We start from the raw sequence: 20,000 nt of genomic DNA, 5'->3' as shown, positions 1-20,000 counted from the left end.
TTTTATATTGTATATTATTTGTTATTTAGAAAATAGACTTCTTGCATAACCTCCTTCTAAAGGCGATTTGTACATCAATCCGGTACTTGCATCCTCACGTTACTTGCGTGTACGCTGCGGTGGCAAGTGCTTCCGTCTTTCTTTCAAGTCCCTCTTTCTAAGATAGGTTATGCAAGAAGTCTAATAATAGGAATCATCTACGAGAATAAAAGCTTTCAGTTGCTTTAAAGAGTGAAGTTTGTTAATCTCTATAAAAACATATTTGAGATTATATGATAACTACATATTTAAAGGAAAATAGTTCTATAGTAAGAAATGCAGAATATATTATTAATGAATCCACATTATGGATTGATTTATTCAATATAACAGATGAAGAAAAAGTAATAGTAAAAAATACATTAAATATAGAAATACCGACTTTAAAGGATATATCGCAAATTGAAATTTCTGAGAGGTTATATGTTGAAAATGAGGCGTTATATCTAACTATTACGGAACTCGTTAATAAAGCGCAAGAATTTCCTGAAACACATTCTATAGTATTTATTTTGCATAAATGTTGTCTTATAACAGTTCGTTACGTAGAATTAATACCCTTTAATGACTGTATAAATAAATTTGCTAAGCAGCCTAATAACAAACATAATGCAGAAAATATTTTATTTATGTTACTTCGTAATATGGTAACAAGATTATCGAATATTGTACAGTCGATTAGTATGGATATTGATGATTATGGACGTTTAATACTTGATCATAATATTAATGATTTGTGTATAGATCATACCAATGTATTAAAGAAAATAGGTCGAAAAGGTGATTTACTTTCTAAAAGCCGTGAGTGTTTATTTTCTTTAACTATGGCTATTCAATATATTTTAAAATCTCCACAAATAACTCACAATAAAGCATCTAAGGATCTATTAGATACATTGCTTCGAGACGTAGACTCAATAATTAATTTTTCACAATTTATATCTAGCGAGATTGCAAGAACCCTAGACGCAGCACTCGGTATGATTGCAATTGAACAAAATAATATTATTAAAATTTTTTCGTTGGTTACTATATTTTTTCTCCCACCCACTTTAATAGCTAGTATTTACGGCATGAATTTTACCGTAATGCCTGAGCTTAAATCACCGTATGGTTATCCTATAGCCTTATTCTTAATGCTAGTATCTACAATTATTACCTATAAATATTTTAAGAAACGGCAGTGGTTGTAAGTTTTTATTGAGAATAGTTAGATAGAATTTTGCATAAAAATCAATGACAGTATTTTATAGTAAATTGATTTGGACTCACCTACATCATTACTCGTTGCTTTCCTATTAGTTATAGGTTTCGTGCCTTGCGCCTTTTATGCAAATCTCATTGAATTGACTATATTACCAACAGTTAAAATTTCTTAAATTTCAATTTAATAATAATTAGGATTTAAATATGCGCGAATTAGATTTTGCAGTAGAAAAGACAAGTTTTGTAGTAAATGTTATTGATGCTATTGAAGAGTATATAAAAGCAGAATTTTTATTTGACTATGAAAAGCAAAAAGAAAATTTTCAATATATCCAAGGTGATTTAAATAATTTGGAATTGCCTGAGATTATTAAAAATGCTGCGGTAATGCAAGAATTCTTTAGATTAAAATCAGAATTTAGGAAATATATTAAAGATAAAAATTATGCATTTTTTGCAGAAATATATAAAAAATCAAGTATAGCTATAGAAGAGAAAATTGTAGAAATAGATACAAAATAGAGCGTATTAAAAACGATCAACCTGAAAATGAAGAAAAAAAGGCTTGGGAGTAGAATAAGAGTAATGAATTAGAGCGAAAAGCAATAGAAGAGGTGTATAAGAAAAAACAAGATAAGGAAAGTATAAGATAGTTATAAACAATTAGGGGCAAGGGTACAAGCGGTAAGAGCTAATCATCAATAGAAAAGATGGAAGATCATTTTTTAGTGAAAGAGAAAATATTAAGTGCAGAAGAAATGAAAGTTATTATTTCAAATCATGAATTATTAAATACATTAGCTAGTTAGTGATAATGATATAGCTAGTACAAATGCAGTAACAAAATTATTTGAAATTGCTCGTAATTATTATGAAGATGATAAGCACAAAGGCATCAATGAACTTGGAGCAATAAACGATACAAACAAACACAACTTATCTTCTTAATGAAAATATTTAAAAATTATTGAAACAAAAGCAACTTAGTTTTAAAGATATTGATTACGTAGTTGGTCATGAGTTAGATAAGTGATGTGAGTTAATAGCAGGAAATAGTACAATCCTTACTTTTAATAATGATCAAATACATAACAGTAATGATTTTTTGATTTAGCAATATTAGATAGGTTAGAAGAAACGCTCAAAAAGTGAGCTGATGATTTTACGGTAAATGATGAGCAGATAAAATTCTATAGAACACTAACAGAAGAAAATAATAAAAAATTCTTTTTGGAAATTGGAAGTTAATCAAATGGTGTTCCGATACCATAACTTATAAGGAACTATTGCAGTTGTTACCTAGTAAAAATTTTAAAAGATAGCAATTTATATAAATTAACAGAAAAAATGACTATTTCTAAAAATGAGTTACTTGAGATGTCAAAAGAGGCATAAGAAAATTATTTAAAAGAAATAAAGGTTGAAGATTGTTTAGATATTCATTTAGACTCTATGCATATGAATACTCTTAAACTTATTATAGCATCAAATGTGATTCTTAGTAATATCTCATTCAATTCTGATACTACCGTAATTATAGAAGCAGGAAGGTCTTTGAATATCGTTGGTACACTAAATCTAGTATCAGGCAGTACTTTAAATATATCTAGTGAGGGTACATTAGGGTCAAATATTGTTTCAAAAGGTATAATAGAAAATATAAATAATGGTCAATCAGTAATTAAGGAATCACTTCTGAAATTCTTTTAAATAATACTATTGCACTCAATTTAAATTTTATGGAAGAAAATACGGATAGTAATTCAGATACAACAATATTGGGCAATACTGATCCGGAGATGTAATAAATAATATTGCAAGTTCTTTCTAAACTCTATTTTTATTCGCAACTAGGGATAAGATTGTTTTAAATCTTATCCCTTTTTTGCCGGTTACGTTATAGCCTTATTTCAATGCTATTATCTATAATTATCAACTCTAAATTTTTATAAATACTATATAGCTTTATATGATTTTGTCTTATTAAAAACTTAACAGCTATGAATAAAATACCAACATCTTGACTTTTATAAAAATTGCCATATTATGTGGTAATCCCATAGAATATGGTAATTAAGTGAATTATATAAGGATAAATATGCAAAAAATATTGTTTAAAGGCCCGAATATAAGTATGAAAAATGAAAATCCTGATATCAAGGAAATAAAAACCTTAGCTGACTTACCTTCAGGTACAGGTAGTGAATATTTTATCCATGCACATGGATCAGAGTTTTTCTATAAACCTACTGATTTAGGTTTATGGGGAAAAATTAAATCATATTTTATGCCTGAGCCTTCTTACTTATTAATTAATATATTTTCTGATGAAGGTACAACTTTTGTATTCGATATTACACTACTTAATAAAATACAAAATAATACCACTGCAAATCAATGTAATATTGTTCATATATTTTCTTGTCATTCAGGAGCCGCTCAACATCATTTAGATGGGATACAGGGCAACATGGTGTTATGCACTTATAATAAGGCCAGCGATGCAAATATTATGCGATTAGCTCAAAATAATTACGATGCTAGAACAAAAAATAACTCCTTATTGATTGAATATATAAGAGATCATTTTCATCTATTAGTGGCATCAGATTTTAGTATAAGCTATAAATTAGACAATCAAATTTATAGTTTTTCTTTAAGTGCTAATAAAATTAAACAGATGAAAAGCATAGAGGAGTTGCCGGCTTTTCTACATAAAGAATATAAAGCTTTTGTAAAATTTTATGAAAATATTCATGCGAAATATCATGAATCATATCCTGAAATATTTAACTTAAATATAGAAACAAAGCCGAAAGAATTAACATACAATGACTTAATCATGGTATTTAGTAGAGCTTTAACCTTAGAAACATATAATTTTAATAAATTTTCTCTAAGCAAGATAGAGACTATGTTAAATCAGAAAGGATTATGCACTGATACTAGTATAAGGAACGCTATAGAGCAAGGGAATTTTGAACTATTAATTTGTTTACTTAATTATGGTAATACTAAAGTAAGTACCTATAATCTTAGTAAGGCTATAGAGGAAGGTGATTTAGCTATTCTAAACGCTGTACTTGAGCATAGTACTACAAAAATAGAATCATATAATCTTGGTAAGGCTATAGAGAAAGGTGATTTAGCTATTCTAAACGCTGTACTTGAGCATAGTACTACAAAAATAGAATCATATACTCTTGATAAGGCTATAGAGAAAGGTGATTTAGCTATTCTAAACGCTGTACTTGAGCATAGTACTACAAAAATAGAATCATATACTCTTGATAAGGCTATAGAGGAAGGTGATTTAGCTATTCTAAAAGCTGTACTTGAGCATAGTACTACAAAAATAGCATCATATACTCTTGGTAAGGCTATAGAGGAAGGTGATTTAGCTATTCTAAAAGCTGTACTTGAGCATAGTACTACAAAAATAGAATCATATAATCTTGGTAAGGCTATAGAGAAAGGTGATTTAGCTATTCTAAAAGCTATACTTGAGCATAGTACTACAAAAATAGCATCATATAATCTTGATAAGGCTATAGAGGAAGGTGATTTAGCTATTCTAAAAGCTGTACTTGAGCATAGTACTACAAAAATAGCATCATATAATCTTGATAAGGCTATAGAGGAAGGTGATTTAGCTATTCTAAAAGCTGTACTTGAGCATAGTACTACAAAAATAGAATCATATAATCTTGGTAAGGCTATAGAGGAAGGTGATTTAGCTATTCTAAAAGCTGTACTTGAGCATAGTACTACAAAAATAGAATCATATAATCTTGGTAAGGCTATAGAGAAAGGTGATTTAGCTATTCTAAAAGCTGTACTTGAGCATAGTACTACAAAAATAGAATCATATAATCTTGGTAAGGCTATAGAGAAAGGTGATTTAGCTATTCTAAAAGCTATACTTGAGCATAGTACTACAAAAATAGAATCATATACTCTTGATAAGGCTATAGAGGTAGGTAGCTCTAATATTTATACGGCAGAAGCGACGCATAATTTAGACGTTATCGAATTAGTAAAAAAATATTATTATTCTACTATAAATACTATTACGTCTGAAGAAAATACTATAGATACAACACTTACTGTGGTAGAAGAAGTACCGGCATTAGGAGAGGGGATAGAGGGAGTATAAGTAATAAAATTCAATATTATTTCCGTGGAAGGCTTGCTTGCATGGCTTGAAAAACCTACTCGATGTCATTCCCGCGATAGCGGGAATGACATAAAACGAGCCATGCCACAACGCAGCAACTGCAAGAAGCGTGGCAATCTATAAAAAATAGTAAAAAATCTGTAAAAATGACGGCAAAACCAAGCCATGCGAGTAATGCCAAGTCATTTCAATAGACCTCTTCGGAAACTCTACTTTCTAGAGGTAATTTGTATGTCGATCCGGTACTCGAATCCTCACGTACTCTTTTGTATGCTGCGGTTCTGCGTTCTGTGTCTCCTGCAAATTCCTCTCTATAAGCGAGTTTCCGAAGAGGTCTAATAAAATCTAAATATTTCTTAGAATTACTTTACTTAATTCATAATTCAAGTGTGAGAAGTTTATCTCTTCAAATCCTTTTCTCGGAATAATAATCATTGCAAATGTTATAGCCTTAAAGCTAGAATCACTAACAATAATTCTAATTAGATGTCGTATACGCCTTTTAATTTTGTTGCGAACTACAGCTTTTTTATTTAGCTTTCTGCTAACTTTGATTCCTAAAAAGGTGTTATATTTTGATTCAAGGAAGATTTTTGGAAGTTTTGTGGCGATTACCAAAATAAAATATCTCTCATGGAGCTTTTTTCCAAGCTTATTTATAAGCTCAAATTCTTTTTGATTTTTTAAAGAGGTAATAGACAATTTGATAAATCAGATTATTTTAAGCAGATAATTTATTTCTACCTTTAGCACGACGTTTTCTTAAGATTGCTCTTCCGGTTGGAGTAGCCATTCTAGATCTAAAACCATGTCTTCTTTTTCTAACTAAATTACTAGGTTGAAATGTACGTTTCATAATATTTATACCGAACGAAAATAAAAATTAATTATTATAAATATGTCATCCCGTGGCTTGACCACGAGATGACATTAAATACTTAAATATGTGCTTTTGCTTTTTCTACGATACTTACGAATCCATCACTGTTATTGACGGCAAGTTCTGCAAGTACTTTACGATCTATATCGATTTCTGTTTTTTTAAGAGCTCCCATAAATTGAGAGTAAACAAGCCCATGTTCTCTTACTGCTGCATTTATTCTTTGAATCCATAGGCCTCTAAAATCACGTTTACGGTTTCTACGATCTCTATAAGCATATTGTAGGGCTTTTTCTACTTTCTCAATAGCTACTCTAAAACAGCTATTTGCTCTACCTCTATAGCCTTTGGCTAATTTAAGGATTTTTTTATGTCGATTTTTGGAAATTTTTCCTGATTTTGCACGTGTCATTGCTTTAGTTCCTAGTTAATTAATTTATACCGTACGGTAAAAAATATTTTTTAATATTATACCCGTCTTGAGGACAAAGTATTGTAGTTCCTCTAAGGTTACGAATTTGAGCTTTAGTACGACGACGCATAAAATGTTTTTTACCTGCTTGAGATGCAATAACCTTGCCGCTAGCAGTAAGTTTAAAACGTTTTTTTACGGCAGATTTTGTTTTTAATTTAGGCATATTGTTCCTTATAATTGGTATTTCTAGGTTTAAACGGTAAAACATTAAGCATACCAAAGCTATATTACCGATGAAACCTAAATAATAGTTTTTTGTATTAGTTATTGCAAGATTTTTTTATAAAAATGTACTATAATATTTTTAATCAATCGATAATAATTTAAAAATGTTTGGACAAAATCCTAAAAGAAGCATATTAAACGGTGACGGTACTCAGTTAGAGGTACAGTCTATTTTTAAGACTATACAAGGGGAGGGTATTTTTGTAGGTTGTCCTGCGATCTTTATTAGGCTTGGAGGATGTAATCTTGCTTGTAATTTTTGTGATACGGAGTTTGAAGATTTTGATTTAGTAGATATAGATAAGATTTTGAATAAAGTAGAAAGCCTGGCATTAAATTCTAAAAATGAAAAATCGATTAATTTAGTAGTAATAACCGGCGGTGAGCCGATGCGTCAACCTATAGAGTTATTATGTCAGAAGTTATTAGACCGAGATGTTAAAGTTCAAATAGAGACTAACGGTACGTTATATCGTTCTTTGCCGAAAGAAGTGTCTATAATTTGTTCGCCGAAGGTAGGTAAAACCGGTTATAGTAAAATAAGAGAAGATTTATTGCCTAAAATTAGTGCAGTGAAATTTATCGTTGCTAAAAATATTTTAGAATATAGTTTCATACCGGAAGTAGGGCAAACCTCTTATAATATACCGGTTTTTATTCAACCTATGGATCAAAACAACCAAAGACTTAATGGCGAAAATAATGAGTTAGCAGTAAAATTAGCATTAGAAAGCGGTGCTAGATTATCTCTGCAAACTCATAAATTTTTAAATATCCCATAGATTTAGGTCGCCATATGACCCCTTTTCATCACCTAATAATATTACTATTCCAACGTTACCATTGTCAGAATTAGCAGGGTAAAGCTCTTTAAAAATTTTAATTATAACGATATAATTTCCCTAATTGTCTTTGTTGTGCTACAGAAGGGAAAGGTAAGATAATTTGGTCAGCATCTATGTTGCTTTTTGATGTTGATGTTATCATAGATTCAATTGAACTTTCGGTACAGAATTGTTGGAGTTGTACTACATTTAATTACCTGCTTTTCATTGTCTAAATTAGAAACCTTCGCATTTTCTGCTTGTTCTCTAACATTTGTTTGGTCGCACATATATAATATACTAAACTAAATCTAAGTGAATTTTGCATTCCGGTTCTTTATTTTTAACAAGAGTATTGATGCATAAGAATCGTCATCTTCACTATCTTCACTCTCGCTGTCACGCCCAATATAGTCATAGTCAGAAGAGTACATAATAGATTCAAGGAGAAAATCCTTATTATATCCTTGGCAGCAATTTCTTCTCCACAGTTTGAGGGATTTGCAATACGCTTAGGTTGTATCTGTTTCATAATTTCCTTACAAAATAATTTCGGTTAGAACTAAATTTCTTTTCAATATCCAATCAATTAAAGAATTTTAACTAAGGAATATATTACTTCTATATTCTAGTCAAAAATTAATTTACTTGAATTTTTAATTGTACTTAATTATGATAATGAAGATTTATTATAAGTTAATATGGAGTAATAATGAGTGAAATATTAGAACTTGAAGCGGAATCCCGCACGGAATTCGGTACGGGAGCAGCAAGAGCATTAAGAAGAGCAGGGCGTGTTCCGGCTATTATTTATGGAGCGGGTAAAACACCTGTTAGTATTTCTTTGGAAGAAAAGGAAATAACTAAATATTATAGAAAGCCGGCTTTTATCTCTCAGTTAATTAATTTAACAATTGATAAGAAAAAATATAAAGTATTGCCGAAGGCTGTAGAATTACATCCTGTTACGGATATAGTACGCCATGTTGATTTTGTCTTTTTAGAAGAGAAAACCCAAAAAATGGAAGTACCTGTAGTATATGAAGGGAAAGAAAGAGCTTTAGGCGTTAAAAGAGGTGGATACTTTAATATAGTAAAAAGAAGAGTTACTTTATTATGTGATGTTAATAATATCCCAAGAAACGTAACTATAGATGTTACTAATATGCCTATGGCTACTTCGCTAAAATCGTCAAAAATAGAATTACCGAAAGGATGTAGTTTTGTTACAAAAAAAGAATTTGTCCTTGCAACTATTATAGGACGTAGAGGAGCAAAAACTGAAGCTGAAGGGGAACAACAAGCCGCTGAAGTAGGGAAGTAAGATAATTCTCACTATAAGGACTTGCTTAGATACTTAAATCGTTATTGCGAGGATTCGTAGGCGTTGTTGTTTGGCTCGTTTTATGCCATTCCTAGCTAGAAGCGGGAATCCGGTAATCTTTAATTGTCATACTGCGAGCTTGTAGCGGTATCCAGTCTTTGTTAATTTTTTTTCTGGATACCGTGGGTCAAGCCACGGTATGACATCGAGTAGGTTTTTCGATCCACGCAATAATGCTGAGCTAAGAATGACATTATTCTGTACTTCTTGCAAATCAATACTTCTTCAAAAATTTTCCATTACTATTTATTAGGTAAATTATTATGCTTCTTGTTATTGGTCTTGGTAATCCAGGAAAAGAGTATCAATATACGAGGCATAATGTCGGCTTTATTGCTATAGAGAAAATAGCAAACCAATATAATGCATCATTTAGTATAAAGAAAAAATTCAATTGTGAAATTGCTGAAACTATTAGTGATGGACAAAAGATAATTTTTATAAAGCCTACCACCTATATGAACTTGTCCGGTAAGTCAGTGATATCGGTGAAAACATATTATAATATCTACCCCGCAAAAAGCTTTGTTATTCATGATGATATTGATTTAGAAACAGGTAGAATAAAATTTAAAACCGGTGGCGGTAATGGCGGGCATAATGGTTTAAAGTCGATTGATGGGGTTATAGGTAATAATTATAACCGGATTAGGATTGGAGTCGGTAGACCGCAAAATAATCAGGATTTAGCAGATTACGTACTTAATCATTTCTCTAAACCGGAGTATAAAACAGTAATGCAAGCTATAGATAGAATCACTAGTAACTTTGGTTTAATATTAGAGAATAAGTTAGAAGAATTTAAGAATAAGATAGCTTGATATATTCAATGTTATTCCTACGACTTGATCGACGTTGCTGTATGGATGATACCAACTCGTCATTGCGAGGACAAACTGTAAGTTTTGACGAAGCAATCTCAGGAATTCTATACTACTTCATGAGATTGCCACGTTTATGCTATGCATCTCCTCGTAATGACGGGAAAACGATATTAAAACTAAACAGCAAAGAAGCAAAGATTTATGACACAAAATGTTGAAATTGTTTATGTTGATGCAATGGATAGAACTTATAGAACTATAATTATTGAGGCTTTGAATAAAGATGCTAGAGAACAAAAGGGGTTAGTAGGAGATATTGAATCTTTTTCATTTTCCTGTTTAGATCAGGATAAAAATTTTGTTGTAGGAATTAGCGGTATGAGTTCTTGAGGGGATTTTACATTGATGCACTCTTTGTTAATGAAAATATAAGAAACTAAAATTATGGTACTGTACTAATGCAAAAGGTTGAGGATTTAGCACGTGAACGAGGCTGTAATTTTATTCATCTTGTTACTATGGACTGCCAAGCAAAATCGTTTTATGAGAAACTGGGGTATAAAATTGAATTTGCTATGCACGGTTACGAAAAAGATTCTATAATGTATTATTTACGGAAAAATTTATGACACTAAAACTCGGAATTGTTGGGTTGCCGAATGTCGGTAAGTCGACATTATTTAATGCCTTAACGGCAAGTCAGGCTGCAGATGCTGCTAATTATCCGTTTTGTACTATTGAGCCTAATAGCAGCAAAGTGTTAGTGCCTGATGCGCGTTTGCATACACTAGCAAGCTTAGCCGGAAGCGGTAAAATTATTCCGTCTTATATTGAGTTTGTCGATATTGCAGGGCTTGTTAAAGGAGCAAGCAAAGGGGAGGGGCTAGGTAATAAGTTCTTATCTCATATCAGGGAAGTCGATGCAATACTGCACGTACTGCGTTGTTTTGAAGATGAGGATATAACGCACGTACATAACAAAGTCGATCCGCTGCATGACCTCGAGATTATTGAAACGGAATTAATACTTGCCGATATAGAATCGGTTGAAAAGCGTTTAGCTACAAGTGAAAAACGCTTGAAGTCAGGCGATAAAGCAATGGCAGAGCAGATAGAGCTGTTAAAAGAGGTTTATAAGGTATTAGGTGCGGATAAACCTGCAAGAGTGCTAAATGAAACTTTAAGAGTTGATAATTTAAAACAATTGCAGTTAATTACCTCTAAGCCCGTTTTATATATATGTAACGTACTTGAAAAAGATGCAGCTATAGGTAATGAATGTACAAAATTAGTAGCGGAAAGAGCCAAGAAAGAAAATGCTAAAAGTGTCGTAATTTCTTCAAAAATAGAAGCTGAAATTGCTTTACTGGACAGCATGGAAGAAAAGGAAGAGTTTTTAAAATTTATAGGTTTAGACGAAACAGGGCTTAGTAAAGTCATTAAAGAGGGGTATAATCTTTTAAACCTTAAAAGCTTTTTTACTATAGGACCAAAGGAAGCCCATAGCTGGACTTTTAAAGACGGCACACTTGCACCGGCTGCTGCCGGTATTATTCATACCGATTTTGAAAAAGGTTTTATCAGAGCAGAAGTGATCAGCTATAAAGATTACATAAATCTCGGTAGTGAAGCAAAAGCCAAGGAAGTAGGTAAAATGCGTTTAGAGGGTAAAGAATATAAAATGCAGGATGGGGATATAGTACATTTTAGATTTAACGTTTAAATAACGATCAGCTATGAAAACAATTTGACCAAAATGGTCTCTTGAAGTGCAAGATAGGCTTGATTATATAGTGCAGCAAATTTTGGCTGTTGCCAAGGATAAAATGGTCCTGATTATCTTGTATGGCTCGTATGCTAGAGGTGATTGGGTTAAAGATATGTATACGGAAGATCATACTACTTATAGTTATACAAGTGATTTTGACTTTTTAGTAGAAAAAAAAGGTAAATTTAAGGAGCATGCTACTTTAAGGGTAGAATCTAAGATAGAAAAAAGGTTAGAACAAACAGGCTTAAGAAAAGCCGAGGTTTTTTCGCTAGAACCTTGGATATCTATAATATGCGAATCTATAAGTGAGGTAAATGACAAGCGTGAAGAAGGGCGTTATTTTTATACCGACATTAAGAATGAAGGTATTCTTTTATATGATAGTGGCGAGCAGCTTGCTCGAGCTAAAAATTTGCCTTGGAGTGAAGTAAAAGAAATGGCTAAAGAAGATTATGAATACTGGTGTGGTAGAGGCAAGAGTTTTTTTATTGATTGTAAATACCCATTAGAAAGAGGTAATTTTAGTAAAAGTGCTGTTGAGCTGCATATCAAGCTACTAGAAAGTATTTACAGTAACATTTTATTAGTTTTTGCCCGTTACAAACCAAAGTTACACGATATAAGAAAGCTAGGTGGATATTGTGCAAATTTATAATGTTGAACTACTTAAAGTATTGCTGCAATCGTCTCCCGAACAAAAAGACTATTTTGAATTACTAGAAAAAGCTTACGTTGATGCAAGATATGATAAAAATTATAGAATTAGCAGAGAGCCGTTACTTTACTTGATTGAGAGAATAGAAAGATTAAAAATGATAATGGAAAAATTTTGTTTGGAGCGGATTAATAGATAAAACTCGATGAACCGAAATAAAAAAAATCATTTATGAAAATTATTGCGAAGATTCCGGCATGGATGCTTCTATGCTTATTTATTTTATCACCGACTACGGAAACAATTTATACTTCAGGATTACCGAGTTTAACCAAATATTTCGGCATTGATGGCGGTCTCACTCAAATTACATCTACATTATGCTTTATGAGGGCTTTTTATTTATGTTGTATCTTCAATTATTAGCACATTTTTGCAGTTAATATAGAAATGCTGATGATAAGCTCGTTTTGTACAAGCTTTCGGTGTAAGTGTAGGTTCTGTTATTGGGCAGGTATGGCTGGAGACTGCTATCAAGGCTTAGAGTTATCATATGTCTATGCTAGTTTATTTCCGTGGCTTGTTATTTATCCCTTCTCTAGGTTCATCTATAGGGGACTATATTATAGAATATTCAAGCTGGCATTATGTTTTTGTATTTTTTAGCCTTACCGGTACTATATTATAAAGTTTTACCTGAAATAAATTCTTATATAGATTTTTCCCAAAGCAGTAAATATTTTGAGGTGTTGCAGGTAATTATTAAAGATAAAATTCTTTGGTTATATGCTTTTATCATCGGTGCATTTAACGGCATATATTACGGTTTTTGCATAGAAGCTCCTTTTATTTTGATTAATAAAATGAAAGTGTCGCCATCTTTTTACGGTAAATTAGCATTTTTGTTATCTTTTGCCTCTATCTTTGGAGGCTTTTTAGGAGGGTATTTAATAAAAAAAACGCCATGTACACGATAAAAAAGTTATGGGTTTAGGATTTATTTTTAGTTTTGTGTGGTTATATATTATTTGCGGTAAATGCTTTTATATTAGAAATTATTTCAACGAGTCATAATCTTGCAATCGCTATGATATTTGCACCGATGATAATTCATATGATTGGGCATAATCTACTTATCCCTAATGACGCTTTGTTATGCACTGAAGGATTATGCTAAAGTAACCAGGTACAGCAGGATCTATATTTGGTGCAATATACTATGTAGTTATCGCTGCTGTAACTTATTTGGTTTCTAAAATACACGGGCAACGATAAGCAATTTTGCTTCGTTTTAAGTATTAGCTCTGCTATTTCGTTTTACTGTATTTAGATTTTATATAAGAAGAAAAAGTCAAATATTCCTAACTAAACACAGGTGTCGTCATTGTGAGCAGCTGTGGCGTTGTTGTATGGCTCGAAGAAAGCGTTCGATTTCATTCCTACGAAAACAGGAATCCAAGGTAAAGCGAGATAAACCGAGCGTTTAGTTTTAAAAGTCTAGCATATTTATACTTTTTTGACTGGATTCCCGCCTACGCCGGAATGACATTAAGAAAGTTATAGATAACCTTGTACATAATCTGTATGCTCTTCACCCTCAAGAGTCATATCCTCTTTTAAGGCTTCCATACTACAGCTACTAAATACATCAATGTTATTCTGCTCTGCTTGCCATTTTAATCTAGCTGCTTTAAAAGTAACAATACCGTTTTCAATTTCTGCTAATGTCAAATTTTTTATTTCGTGTAAACAATTCTCTATCTCTACTTTTGCTTCTGGATTTTTTTCGATGAATGGATTAAAAAACTCCTTGATACCTGCTAATAATTCTTGTTTCCCAGGTTCTATACCTTGAGAATCTAGAGCTTGAGCTATCGGTGTATTCACTGCATCCTCGTTGTTTGCTATATCCTCTTCCTGTTCAAAACTTTTATCAAGTGCGTTATTAGAAGTATTAATATGGAATAACTCTTTATAAAAATCATTCATAACAATTTGGTCGTTAGGGTTATTTGCATTATAATTAGTTATTATTTTATCAATAGCTTCTTTAAACTTTTCATTATAAGGTATATCTCTAAAGGTGGAGCTTCCATATATAGATTTTTTAGCAAATTCTTTTAGTGCTTGCAGATTTTCAGTACTAGAATTACTCATCTCAGCATGTTTTTCTGGAATATAAGTAGCTATTTCTATTAATTTATTACCAAAAATGCTTTGAGCGGTTTGTTCATCAGCTTGTTGTGTTGCTGCTAATATTTTAGCGGGCATATTATTTTTCACTAGTTCTAGCATGCCTCCGCCGCAACAAACAGTTTGGTAATCATCATTATTTTCTTCTTTTAATGATAAATACAAAGCGTTTTCTATTTGATAGTTATTTTCTTTTAATAATTGCCATGTTTGTAAGGTTGGGTCATTAGCATATACTCCACCATCAATAATTTTATGTGATTTAGTATTGGTTATATTACAGAAATTGTGGCTAGGGAAATACCCAGGTGCTGCAGTGATGCCTTGTATTATATCTGAAAGGTAATAATTATGCTCTTCACTTTGTCTAGCATCTATAGTAGAGAAGGTCATAAGAGGATTTTGTTTATTATTTAGATCATAACCTGTAACTACAACATCACCGATTAAATCCTTGAGGGTATAATCCTTACAATGTTCTTTCAATAATTTTACTAATGGTTCAGGAGAAAATTTATGGCTGAATAAGCCATTAAAACTCCACAATTTTCTAAAAGTTAATCCTACCGGAAAAATATTGTGTGCCATTTCTTCAAACAGTTCTTGAGCTTGCGCTGCACTGAATAAAGGTTTTCCGGGATTATTAGGATTCGGTAAATTAAGCAAAATAGAAATAAGTCCTCCAACACTGGTCCCTCCAGTAAAATCGAATATCTTACAAGTAGGCTTACCGGTTATTTGCTCCATTATTTTTAATTTTTCTAAATGGATATTTCCTTTTACTCCACCGCCTTCAAATAGTGCTAAGCTAATCTTATTATTGTTTATATCTGCCATAACTACCTTTCAAAAAAATACTACGAGGGCAAAATACAATAAAAATTAATTTTTGTCAATAACTTATTTGTCTAAAGTCTAAACTGAACAAAATTTAACTTATAAAATAAATTGTAACTATTAGTAAAGAAAACTTAATTAATAGTGAATATTTTAGTATATAGCTAATATCATAACTATGATGATATGAGATATGCTAAGTCATCCTAGTAATATAGATCCTCAGTTATTAGCTCAAGAAGTAAATACAATGATGCCCTTAGTAGAGAAAGATTTAGCTGATGTTGAAGATACAATAACTTATGGAAAAGAACGATTATTTAAATTTGTTAAAGATAAGAAAATTATGGAAGCTTTGGCATTTATGTATTGTTTTGAGGGAAATACTGGACAAACTTTAGATATTAAAGAATTTTGTACTATAAATGATTTATTATATAGAGATGATTTTAGTGCCCTTATGGAGACACTAGATACTTTAAACCCTCTTATAGGGATATTTGTTTCTAAATAATTTAACACTCATTCTACTATAAATAATAATGCTAAAATACGAAAACTTTGATAGCTCCTCTGATGAAGAGTTAAAAGAAAATTATACTTTACCTAAGTATCTTAATTTTTTACTTAAAAATATACTAGATATTAATTATATATATAACTCTGAAGATTTTAAACTTAAACTCGGTTTAGTATTACATAATTTAGCTGATAGATTTTTTAAATATTCTACTATTAGAAATATTTATAAAAAAATTAAATCTGAAATATTATTTGTAGATAATAATGATTACGAAGAAAATTTTAATATTATAAAAACTGCTTTTAATAAACATAATTATTTAAAAATTATAACAAAGAAAATATAAGTGATAAGGCTTATCAAAAGCTATTGCATTGTGTATTTAATCCAAATCACTCTATTCCTAAGATATTTGCTTTAGCAGACGGTATTACTGCTCAGCATGCAAAGAAAGTATTATTACAAGCATTGCACAACAGTAATATCAACTTAAAAAAGTATAAGTAATAATCCATACATAATTCTAAAGGACTTTTAGCTTTTGCTGAAATGATTGGTAGGAATAATAAAATCAGCTAAAGCATCGGATTTTAGAAGAAATAAATAGTGATTTATCTACTATATGTAAGATCTCAAATACTAAAGAAGAAACTTTTACAATTAATCATATAGTACATTATAAAACCGGTAATGTACAAACAGATGTATCTGGCTTAGGACAGTATGATGAAATTTTATCTAAATTTGAGCAAGAACATGAATATAAACATGCTATTATAAAACGTATATTTGAAGTTGTGCATGCTAAAGCATCGACACAAAATATAGAAAATTACCGCGAAAACTAAATTACTTTGCAGAAAAGTTAACACATTTGTTATTTATGCTTGCAACGCATAGAAATAATGCAACCTTATTTACGGCTCCTATGTTTTTAGAACTTATTGATAAAAATAGTATATTTTTATCATATAAGGAGTTTTTTCCTATGTTTGCTGAGCATGCCGTTGCTCAAACAAGAGGTATACTGAAAAACTATAAATATATGTTACCAAATTCCTGTCCAATAGATTATGACACTACAAATGTACAAAATGGTAATCTATTACTTATTAAAGAAGGTAATATATTAATAGAATGGCTTAGTAAAAAATTAAATAATCATAAACTAGCAAATATAGCACGAATATTTGACATCTTAGCTTCAATGTAATTTTACAAAAATATGGATAATGTAAAAAGCAATGATATAAAATCTTTTTTAGCAAAAGTTCATAAATTAGAGCATTGTCCTATAAAGTTGTTAAATTCATTAGACCAAAATTTAACTGCTTTAATTCTTAAAGTAAACAATATAGGAGAACGTAATTTAAAGCTTACAAAAACTAAATTGCTTGAAAAAAAGGATTGTTCTCAAGATTTAAAGGATTTAATTGAAATAACTTACTTGGAATTTACTGAAAGCTTAAAAAATATTGAAGGGTTTTTAGCTTAAAAACAAGCATCTTTCAAGACAGAAATTAAAAAAAATCCTACCTGAAATTCTACAAATTTTATGTGCTAAAATAAAAGAATGGTATGATATTGATGCACCTGAATATGCTAAGAATGTATTACAAGATATTACCCCCCAAATTTAATCAAACTATTTCCCCTACCCCGTTTCAAAAGAGATTAAAACTTTCCTTGTCTCAAAGAAAAGATATATATGATGCAAATGATGATGATAATAATCAAACTTTGGAAACAACTGATATAGACTAATAGTATGAAAGAATATTTTAAACTAATTGGAGCACATACTAATACTATATACGATTAAAAACAGTATTAATATTATGGTCTTTTTGAGGTCCTAGAACTTGGTAGCTAAGAGTAAATGAATCAGGATTTAAAAATACATAGGTAGTATTATATTGATCTTTACCACATAGATGACTGCCTGTAGCTTGTATACTCAAATGATTTAATTGTTCCTGCAAAACTTCGGAGGACTCGCATGCTCACCTATTAAGGTCTTTGTGTACTCGCTCCTCGTTTTACATTCCAATTCTCCAAATCATTTGAGTATACCCTGTCTGCATCAACAAATTTTAATTGATAAAATAAGCGCTTTTCAGGAGCAATAAAATATTTTGTAATATTACTATTCTTAAAAATATATCTATATTCTTGATTAGCGTGGATTTGATAATCGTAGTCGAGATAGTGAATTTATAATTTCTCTTTATTAATTCATTTAAACTTTTAAGTAAGAAATATGCTACCCCCTCACCGTAACCATAATTATCTATAATTCTGTTAATTTGGTATTTTCTGGAGAATCTTGAAAAAAATTTCTTTTACTGAATCGTTTTTTGAGAGCATTTGATATATATCTATATCATTCCTGCGAAGTTTGGGCTTTATTGTATGGCTGTTTATGTCATGCCCACGAAAGCGAGAATCCAGTAATTTAAAGGTTATACACAATAAGTTTGTACAATTAAAAGCTCGATTTATTTTACTTTACCCGGGATTCCCGATTTCGCGGGAATGACATCGAGTCGGTTTTTCAGACCATGCAACAAAGTCAGCTTGACTACGGTATGACGTTTAGTTCTGCAATATTTTCATTAGCAAATTAATCTCTTCGCGTAATTCTATATCGTTTTCCAGTAATTCTTCTACTTTCTTAATAGCATGCATAACCGTCGTGTGGTCTTTTTTACCGAATTTTTTACCGATATCTGCAAGACTTTTCGGCGTTAATGCTTTACTAAGATACATGGCTATTTGACGCGGTCTTGCAACTTCTCGTAATCTCCGTGATGAAGACATATCGGATAACTTAATATTATAACGGCTAGCTACCTTTTTCTGAATATCTTCAACGGTAATTATTCTTTCATTAGAACGCAGTAAATCCCGCAAAATATTTTGTGTGTTTTCTAGTGTAATTTCTTTTAAAGTAAAATTAGAATGAGCGATCACCTTATTTAAAGCTCCTTCAAGTTCTCTAACGTTTGAAACGATTTTAGATGCTAAAAAATCAATTACGTCTTTTGGTATTTTAACGTTCATCTGCTCAATCTTAGATTCTAGAATACCGAGTCGTAGCTCATAAGTAGTACTATGAACGTCGGCAACTAAGCCCCATCCAAGACGAGATTTTATCCGATCTTCAATATTATCTAAATCTGAAGGCGATCTATCACAAGAAATAACCATTTGACGGTTATTATCAATCAATGTATTAAAAGTATGGAAAAATTCTTCCTGCGTACTATCTTTACCGCAAATAAATTGAATATCATCAATCATTAACACGTCAACCGAACGAAATTTCTCTTTAAACGAGATTACTTCTTTGTTACGCAGAGCTTTAACAAATTGATACATAAATTTTTCTGCCGACATGTATATCACTTTGCGGCTTGGATTATGCTGCTTGATGTACCAACCGATTGCATGCATTAAATGCGTTTTACCAAGCCCTACGCCGCCATATAGAAAAAGCGGATTAGACTCAGAAACCGCACCTGATGATTCTGCAACCGCTCTTGCGGCTGCATAAGCTAGCTCATTTGGGGCTCCAACCACAAAATTATCGAAAGTAAAACGTACATCAAGGGTTGAAAAGATATTTTCTGAATTAAGCTCACTGCTGCCGATATCGGCAAAAGTCTTAGTAGGTAATTCTGTAACTGTTTGGGTTGTTCCAGGTAACTCTTTAGTAATTATTTCAATTGACTTAATGGTATTATTATAATGTTGAAATAGTTGCAATATGACCATAGAGTACTTGGATTTGATCCAATCTCTAACAAAGTTAGTAGGGGCACAAAGAATAACGGTATTTAATGAAGACTCTATAAAATTAACTTTACTAAACCAGCTATTATATAGAGTTTCACCGTAATGATTGTAAAGATCTTGAGCCACGTGACTCCAGACATTTACATAATTATCACCTTGATCCGTTAAAATTATTTGGTTAGTACTCAC

23 protein-coding genes and 3 pseudogenes are annotated in these 20,000 nt (G+C 31.2%); 18 read left to right on the top strand and 8 right to left on the bottom strand.

Features of this window, described 5'->3' with window-relative positions:
- Positions 1 to 272 precede the first annotated feature (272 nt).
- Entirely contained in the window at positions 273 to 1,232 is a 960-nt protein-coding gene (locus ACHBLB_RS00130; protein ID WP_475841740.1) for a magnesium transporter CorA family protein, read from the top strand.
- Positions 1,233 to 1,267: 35 nt separating this feature from the next.
- Here ACHBLB_RS00130 and ACHBLB_RS00125 read toward each other — a convergent pair.
- Positions 1,268 to 1,366: pseudogene (locus tag ACHBLB_RS00125) on the bottom strand (palindromic element RPE2 domain-containing protein); the annotation flags it as partial.
- Between the two features lie 83 nt (positions 1,367 to 1,449).
- Here ACHBLB_RS00125 and ACHBLB_RS00120 point away from each other — a divergent pair.
- The 3 genes from ACHBLB_RS00120 (at position 1,450) to ACHBLB_RS00110 (ending at position 5,401) form a co-directional block, all read left to right on the top strand.
- On the top strand, positions 1,450 to 1,767 hold the full coding sequence (locus ACHBLB_RS00120; RefSeq protein ID WP_475841738.1) for a hypothetical protein: 318 nt from the start codon (positions 1,450 to 1,452) through the stop codon (positions 1,765 to 1,767).
- A gap of 930 nt (positions 1,768 to 2,697) precedes the next feature.
- The gene (locus tag ACHBLB_RS00115) at positions 2,698 to 2,955 is read left to right on the top strand and encodes a hypothetical protein (protein ID WP_012262513.1); all 258 of its coding nucleotides are present in this window, start codon (positions 2,698 to 2,700) and stop codon (positions 2,953 to 2,955) included.
- 388 nt (positions 2,956 to 3,343) lie between these two features.
- A complete protein-coding gene (locus ACHBLB_RS00110) occupies positions 3,344 to 5,401 on the top strand; it encodes a hypothetical protein (protein ID WP_475841737.1) in 2,058 nt (685 codons plus the stop codon).
- A 366-nt stretch (positions 5,402 to 5,767) separates the two neighbouring features.
- Here ACHBLB_RS00110 and rnpA read toward each other — a convergent pair whose 3' ends face one another.
- The 4 genes from rnpA to rpmI all read right to left on the bottom strand — a co-directional run bounded on the left by rnpA (position 5,768) and on the right by rpmI (position 6,940).
- Entirely contained in the window at positions 5,768 to 6,124 is a 357-nt protein-coding gene (gene rnpA / locus ACHBLB_RS00105; RefSeq protein WP_475841735.1) for a ribonuclease P protein component, read from the bottom strand.
- Positions 6,125 to 6,143: 19 nt separating this feature from the next.
- Positions 6,144 to 6,278, bottom strand: a complete 135-nt coding sequence (gene rpmH / locus ACHBLB_RS00100) for a 50S ribosomal protein L34 (protein WP_004997918.1) — start codon at positions 6,276 to 6,278, stop codon at positions 6,144 to 6,146.
- An 82-nt stretch (positions 6,279 to 6,360) separates the two neighbouring features.
- Positions 6,361 to 6,714, bottom strand: a complete 354-nt coding sequence (gene rplT, locus ACHBLB_RS00095; RefSeq protein WP_004997919.1) for a 50S ribosomal protein L20 — start codon at positions 6,712 to 6,714, stop codon at positions 6,361 to 6,363.
- Positions 6,715 to 6,733: 19 nt separating this feature from the next.
- Positions 6,734 to 6,940 (bottom strand): 50S ribosomal protein L35, encoded by a 207-nt coding sequence (rpmI, locus tag ACHBLB_RS00090; protein WP_004997924.1) that lies wholly within the window; start codon positions 6,938 to 6,940, stop codon positions 6,734 to 6,736.
- 166 nt (positions 6,941 to 7,106) lie between these two features.
- On the opposite strand from rpmI, the gene ACHBLB_RS00085 reads away from it, so the two are divergent.
- The 9 genes and pseudogenes from ACHBLB_RS00085 to ACHBLB_RS00045 all read left to right on the top strand — a co-directional run bounded on the left by ACHBLB_RS00085 (position 7,107) and on the right by ACHBLB_RS00045 (position 13,790).
- Positions 7,107 to 7,784, top strand: a complete 678-nt coding sequence (locus ACHBLB_RS00085) for a 7-carboxy-7-deazaguanine synthase QueE (RefSeq protein ID WP_475841733.1) — start codon at positions 7,107 to 7,109, stop codon at positions 7,782 to 7,784.
- A gap of 754 nt (positions 7,785 to 8,538) precedes the next feature.
- Positions 8,539 to 9,150 (top strand): 50S ribosomal protein L25/general stress protein Ctc, encoded by a 612-nt coding sequence (locus ACHBLB_RS00080; RefSeq protein WP_475841731.1) that lies wholly within the window; start codon positions 8,539 to 8,541, stop codon positions 9,148 to 9,150.
- A gap of 323 nt (positions 9,151 to 9,473) precedes the next feature.
- Complete coding sequence (gene pth, locus ACHBLB_RS00075) at positions 9,474 to 10,031, top strand: aminoacyl-tRNA hydrolase (RefSeq protein ID WP_475841729.1); 558 nt, start codon at positions 9,474 to 9,476, stop codon at positions 10,029 to 10,031.
- 204 nt (positions 10,032 to 10,235) lie between these two features.
- Positions 10,236 to 10,421 (top strand): annotated as a pseudogene (locus ACHBLB_RS00070) (acetyltransferase); the annotation flags it as partial.
- 71 nt (positions 10,422 to 10,492) lie between these two features.
- The gene (locus tag ACHBLB_RS00065; RefSeq protein ID WP_014273656.1) at positions 10,493 to 10,663 is read left to right on the top strand and encodes a GNAT family N-acetyltransferase; all 171 of its coding nucleotides are present in this window, start codon (positions 10,493 to 10,495) and stop codon (positions 10,661 to 10,663) included.
- A complete protein-coding gene (gene ychF / locus ACHBLB_RS00060) occupies positions 10,660 to 11,757 on the top strand; it encodes a redox-regulated ATPase YchF (RefSeq protein ID WP_475841727.1) in 1,098 nt (365 codons plus the stop codon). Before ACHBLB_RS00065 ends, ychF begins: the two co-directional genes overlap by 4 nt.
- Before the next feature lie 46 nt (positions 11,758 to 11,803).
- Entirely contained in the window at positions 11,804 to 12,460 is a 657-nt protein-coding gene (locus tag ACHBLB_RS00055) for a nucleotidyltransferase domain-containing protein (RefSeq protein ID WP_475841725.1), read from the top strand.
- Entirely contained in the window at positions 12,447 to 12,659 is a 213-nt protein-coding gene (locus ACHBLB_RS00050; protein WP_475841723.1) for a HEPN domain-containing protein, read from the top strand. The genes ACHBLB_RS00055 and ACHBLB_RS00050 overlap by 14 nt, the downstream gene beginning before the upstream one ends.
- Before the next feature lie 32 nt (positions 12,660 to 12,691).
- A pseudogene (locus ACHBLB_RS00045) lies at positions 12,692 to 13,790 on the top strand (Bcr/CflA family efflux MFS transporter).
- 227 nt (positions 13,791 to 14,017) lie between these two features.
- Here the strand turns inward: ACHBLB_RS00045 and ACHBLB_RS00040 are convergent.
- On the bottom strand, positions 14,018 to 15,490 hold the full coding sequence (locus ACHBLB_RS00040) for a patatin-like phospholipase family protein (RefSeq protein WP_475841721.1): 1,473 nt from the start codon (positions 15,488 to 15,490) through the stop codon (positions 14,018 to 14,020).
- A gap of 193 nt (positions 15,491 to 15,683) precedes the next feature.
- Here ACHBLB_RS00040 and ACHBLB_RS00035 point away from each other — a divergent pair, with 193 nt between their 5' ends.
- From ACHBLB_RS00035 to ACHBLB_RS00015, 5 genes are all read left to right on the top strand, one after another.
- Positions 15,684 to 16,004 carry a hypothetical protein gene (locus ACHBLB_RS00035; RefSeq protein WP_475841719.1) on the top strand — a complete coding sequence of 107 codons (321 nt, stop codon included), beginning with the start codon at positions 15,684 to 15,686 and terminating at the stop codon, positions 16,002 to 16,004.
- Between the two features lie 28 nt (positions 16,005 to 16,032).
- Positions 16,033 to 16,359, top strand: coding sequence for a hypothetical protein (locus tag ACHBLB_RS00030; RefSeq protein ID WP_475841717.1), 327 nt, complete (start codon positions 16,033 to 16,035; stop codon positions 16,357 to 16,359).
- 537 nt (positions 16,360 to 16,896) lie between these two features.
- The gene (locus ACHBLB_RS00025; RefSeq protein ID WP_475841716.1) at positions 16,897 to 17,226 is read left to right on the top strand and encodes a hypothetical protein; all 330 of its coding nucleotides are present in this window, start codon (positions 16,897 to 16,899) and stop codon (positions 17,224 to 17,226) included.
- 12 nt (positions 17,227 to 17,238) lie between these two features.
- Complete coding sequence (locus ACHBLB_RS00020) at positions 17,239 to 17,508, top strand: hypothetical protein (RefSeq protein WP_475841714.1); 270 nt, start codon at positions 17,239 to 17,241, stop codon at positions 17,506 to 17,508.
- Between the two features lie 104 nt (positions 17,509 to 17,612).
- A complete protein-coding gene (locus ACHBLB_RS00015; protein ID WP_475841712.1) occupies positions 17,613 to 17,777 on the top strand; it encodes a hypothetical protein in 165 nt (54 codons plus the stop codon).
- A gap of 44 nt (positions 17,778 to 17,821) precedes the next feature.
- Here the strand turns inward: ACHBLB_RS00015 and ACHBLB_RS00010 are convergent, their stop codons facing one another.
- Together ACHBLB_RS00010 and dnaA are read right to left on the bottom strand one after the other, a co-directional pair.
- Complete coding sequence (locus ACHBLB_RS00010; protein WP_014362583.1) at positions 17,822 to 17,974, bottom strand: DUF6314 family protein; 153 nt, start codon at positions 17,972 to 17,974, stop codon at positions 17,822 to 17,824.
- A gap of 634 nt (positions 17,975 to 18,608) precedes the next feature.
- Positions 18,609 to 20,000 (bottom strand): chromosomal replication initiator protein DnaA, encoded by a 1,392-nt coding sequence (gene dnaA, locus ACHBLB_RS00005; protein WP_010977515.1) that lies wholly within the window; start codon positions 19,998 to 20,000, stop codon positions 18,609 to 18,611.

The organism is Rickettsia lanei, assembly GCF_056242675.1.
The sequence above is the reverse complement of the archived record's forward strand: the minus strand, read 5'-3'. Positions and strand labels throughout refer to the sequence as shown.

Excerpts from the sequence above, each read along its gene's own strand:
- ACHBLB_RS00130 (WP_475841740.1), top strand. The coding sequence starts at position 273 with ATGATAACTACATATTTAAAGGAAAATAGTTCTATAGTAAGAAATGCA.
- ACHBLB_RS00120 (WP_475841738.1), top strand. The coding sequence starts at position 1,450 with ATGCGCGAATTAGATTTTGCAGTAGAAAAGACAAGTTTTGTAGTAAAT.
- ACHBLB_RS00115 (WP_012262513.1), top strand. The coding sequence starts at position 2,698 with ATGCATATGAATACTCTTAAACTTATTATAGCATCAAATGTGATTCTT.
- ACHBLB_RS00110 (WP_475841737.1), top strand. The coding sequence starts at position 3,344 with ATGCAAAAAATATTGTTTAAAGGCCCGAATATAAGTATGAAAAATGAA.
- rpmH (WP_004997918.1), bottom strand. The coding sequence starts at position 6,278 with ATGAAACGTACATTTCAACCTAGTAATTTAGTTAGAAAAAGAAGACAT.
- rplT (WP_004997919.1), bottom strand. The coding sequence starts at position 6,714 with ATGACACGTGCAAAATCAGGAAAAATTTCCAAAAATCGACATAAAAAA.
- rpmI (WP_004997924.1), bottom strand. The coding sequence starts at position 6,940 with ATGCCTAAATTAAAAACAAAATCTGCCGTAAAAAAACGTTTTAAACTT.
- ACHBLB_RS00085 (WP_475841733.1), top strand. The coding sequence starts at position 7,107 with ATGTTTGGACAAAATCCTAAAAGAAGCATATTAAACGGTGACGGTACT.
- ACHBLB_RS00080 (WP_475841731.1), top strand. The coding sequence starts at position 8,539 with ATGAGTGAAATATTAGAACTTGAAGCGGAATCCCGCACGGAATTCGGT.
- pth (WP_475841729.1), top strand. The coding sequence starts at position 9,474 with ATGCTTCTTGTTATTGGTCTTGGTAATCCAGGAAAAGAGTATCAATAT.
- ACHBLB_RS00065 (WP_014273656.1), top strand. The coding sequence starts at position 10,493 with ATGCAAAAGGTTGAGGATTTAGCACGTGAACGAGGCTGTAATTTTATT.
- ychF (WP_475841727.1), top strand. The coding sequence starts at position 10,660 with ATGACACTAAAACTCGGAATTGTTGGGTTGCCGAATGTCGGTAAGTCG.
- ACHBLB_RS00040 (WP_475841721.1), bottom strand. The coding sequence starts at position 15,490 with ATGGCAGATATAAACAATAATAAGATTAGCTTAGCACTATTTGAAGGC.
- ACHBLB_RS00035 (WP_475841719.1), top strand. The coding sequence starts at position 15,684 with ATGCTAAGTCATCCTAGTAATATAGATCCTCAGTTATTAGCTCAAGAA.
- ACHBLB_RS00030 (WP_475841717.1), top strand. The coding sequence starts at position 16,033 with ATGCTAAAATACGAAAACTTTGATAGCTCCTCTGATGAAGAGTTAAAA.
- ACHBLB_RS00025 (WP_475841716.1), top strand. The coding sequence starts at position 16,897 with ATGCTTGCAACGCATAGAAATAATGCAACCTTATTTACGGCTCCTATG.
- ACHBLB_RS00020 (WP_475841714.1), top strand. The coding sequence starts at position 17,239 with ATGGATAATGTAAAAAGCAATGATATAAAATCTTTTTTAGCAAAAGTT.
- ACHBLB_RS00015 (WP_475841712.1), top strand. The coding sequence starts at position 17,613 with ATGCTAAGAATGTATTACAAGATATTACCCCCCAAATTTAATCAAACT.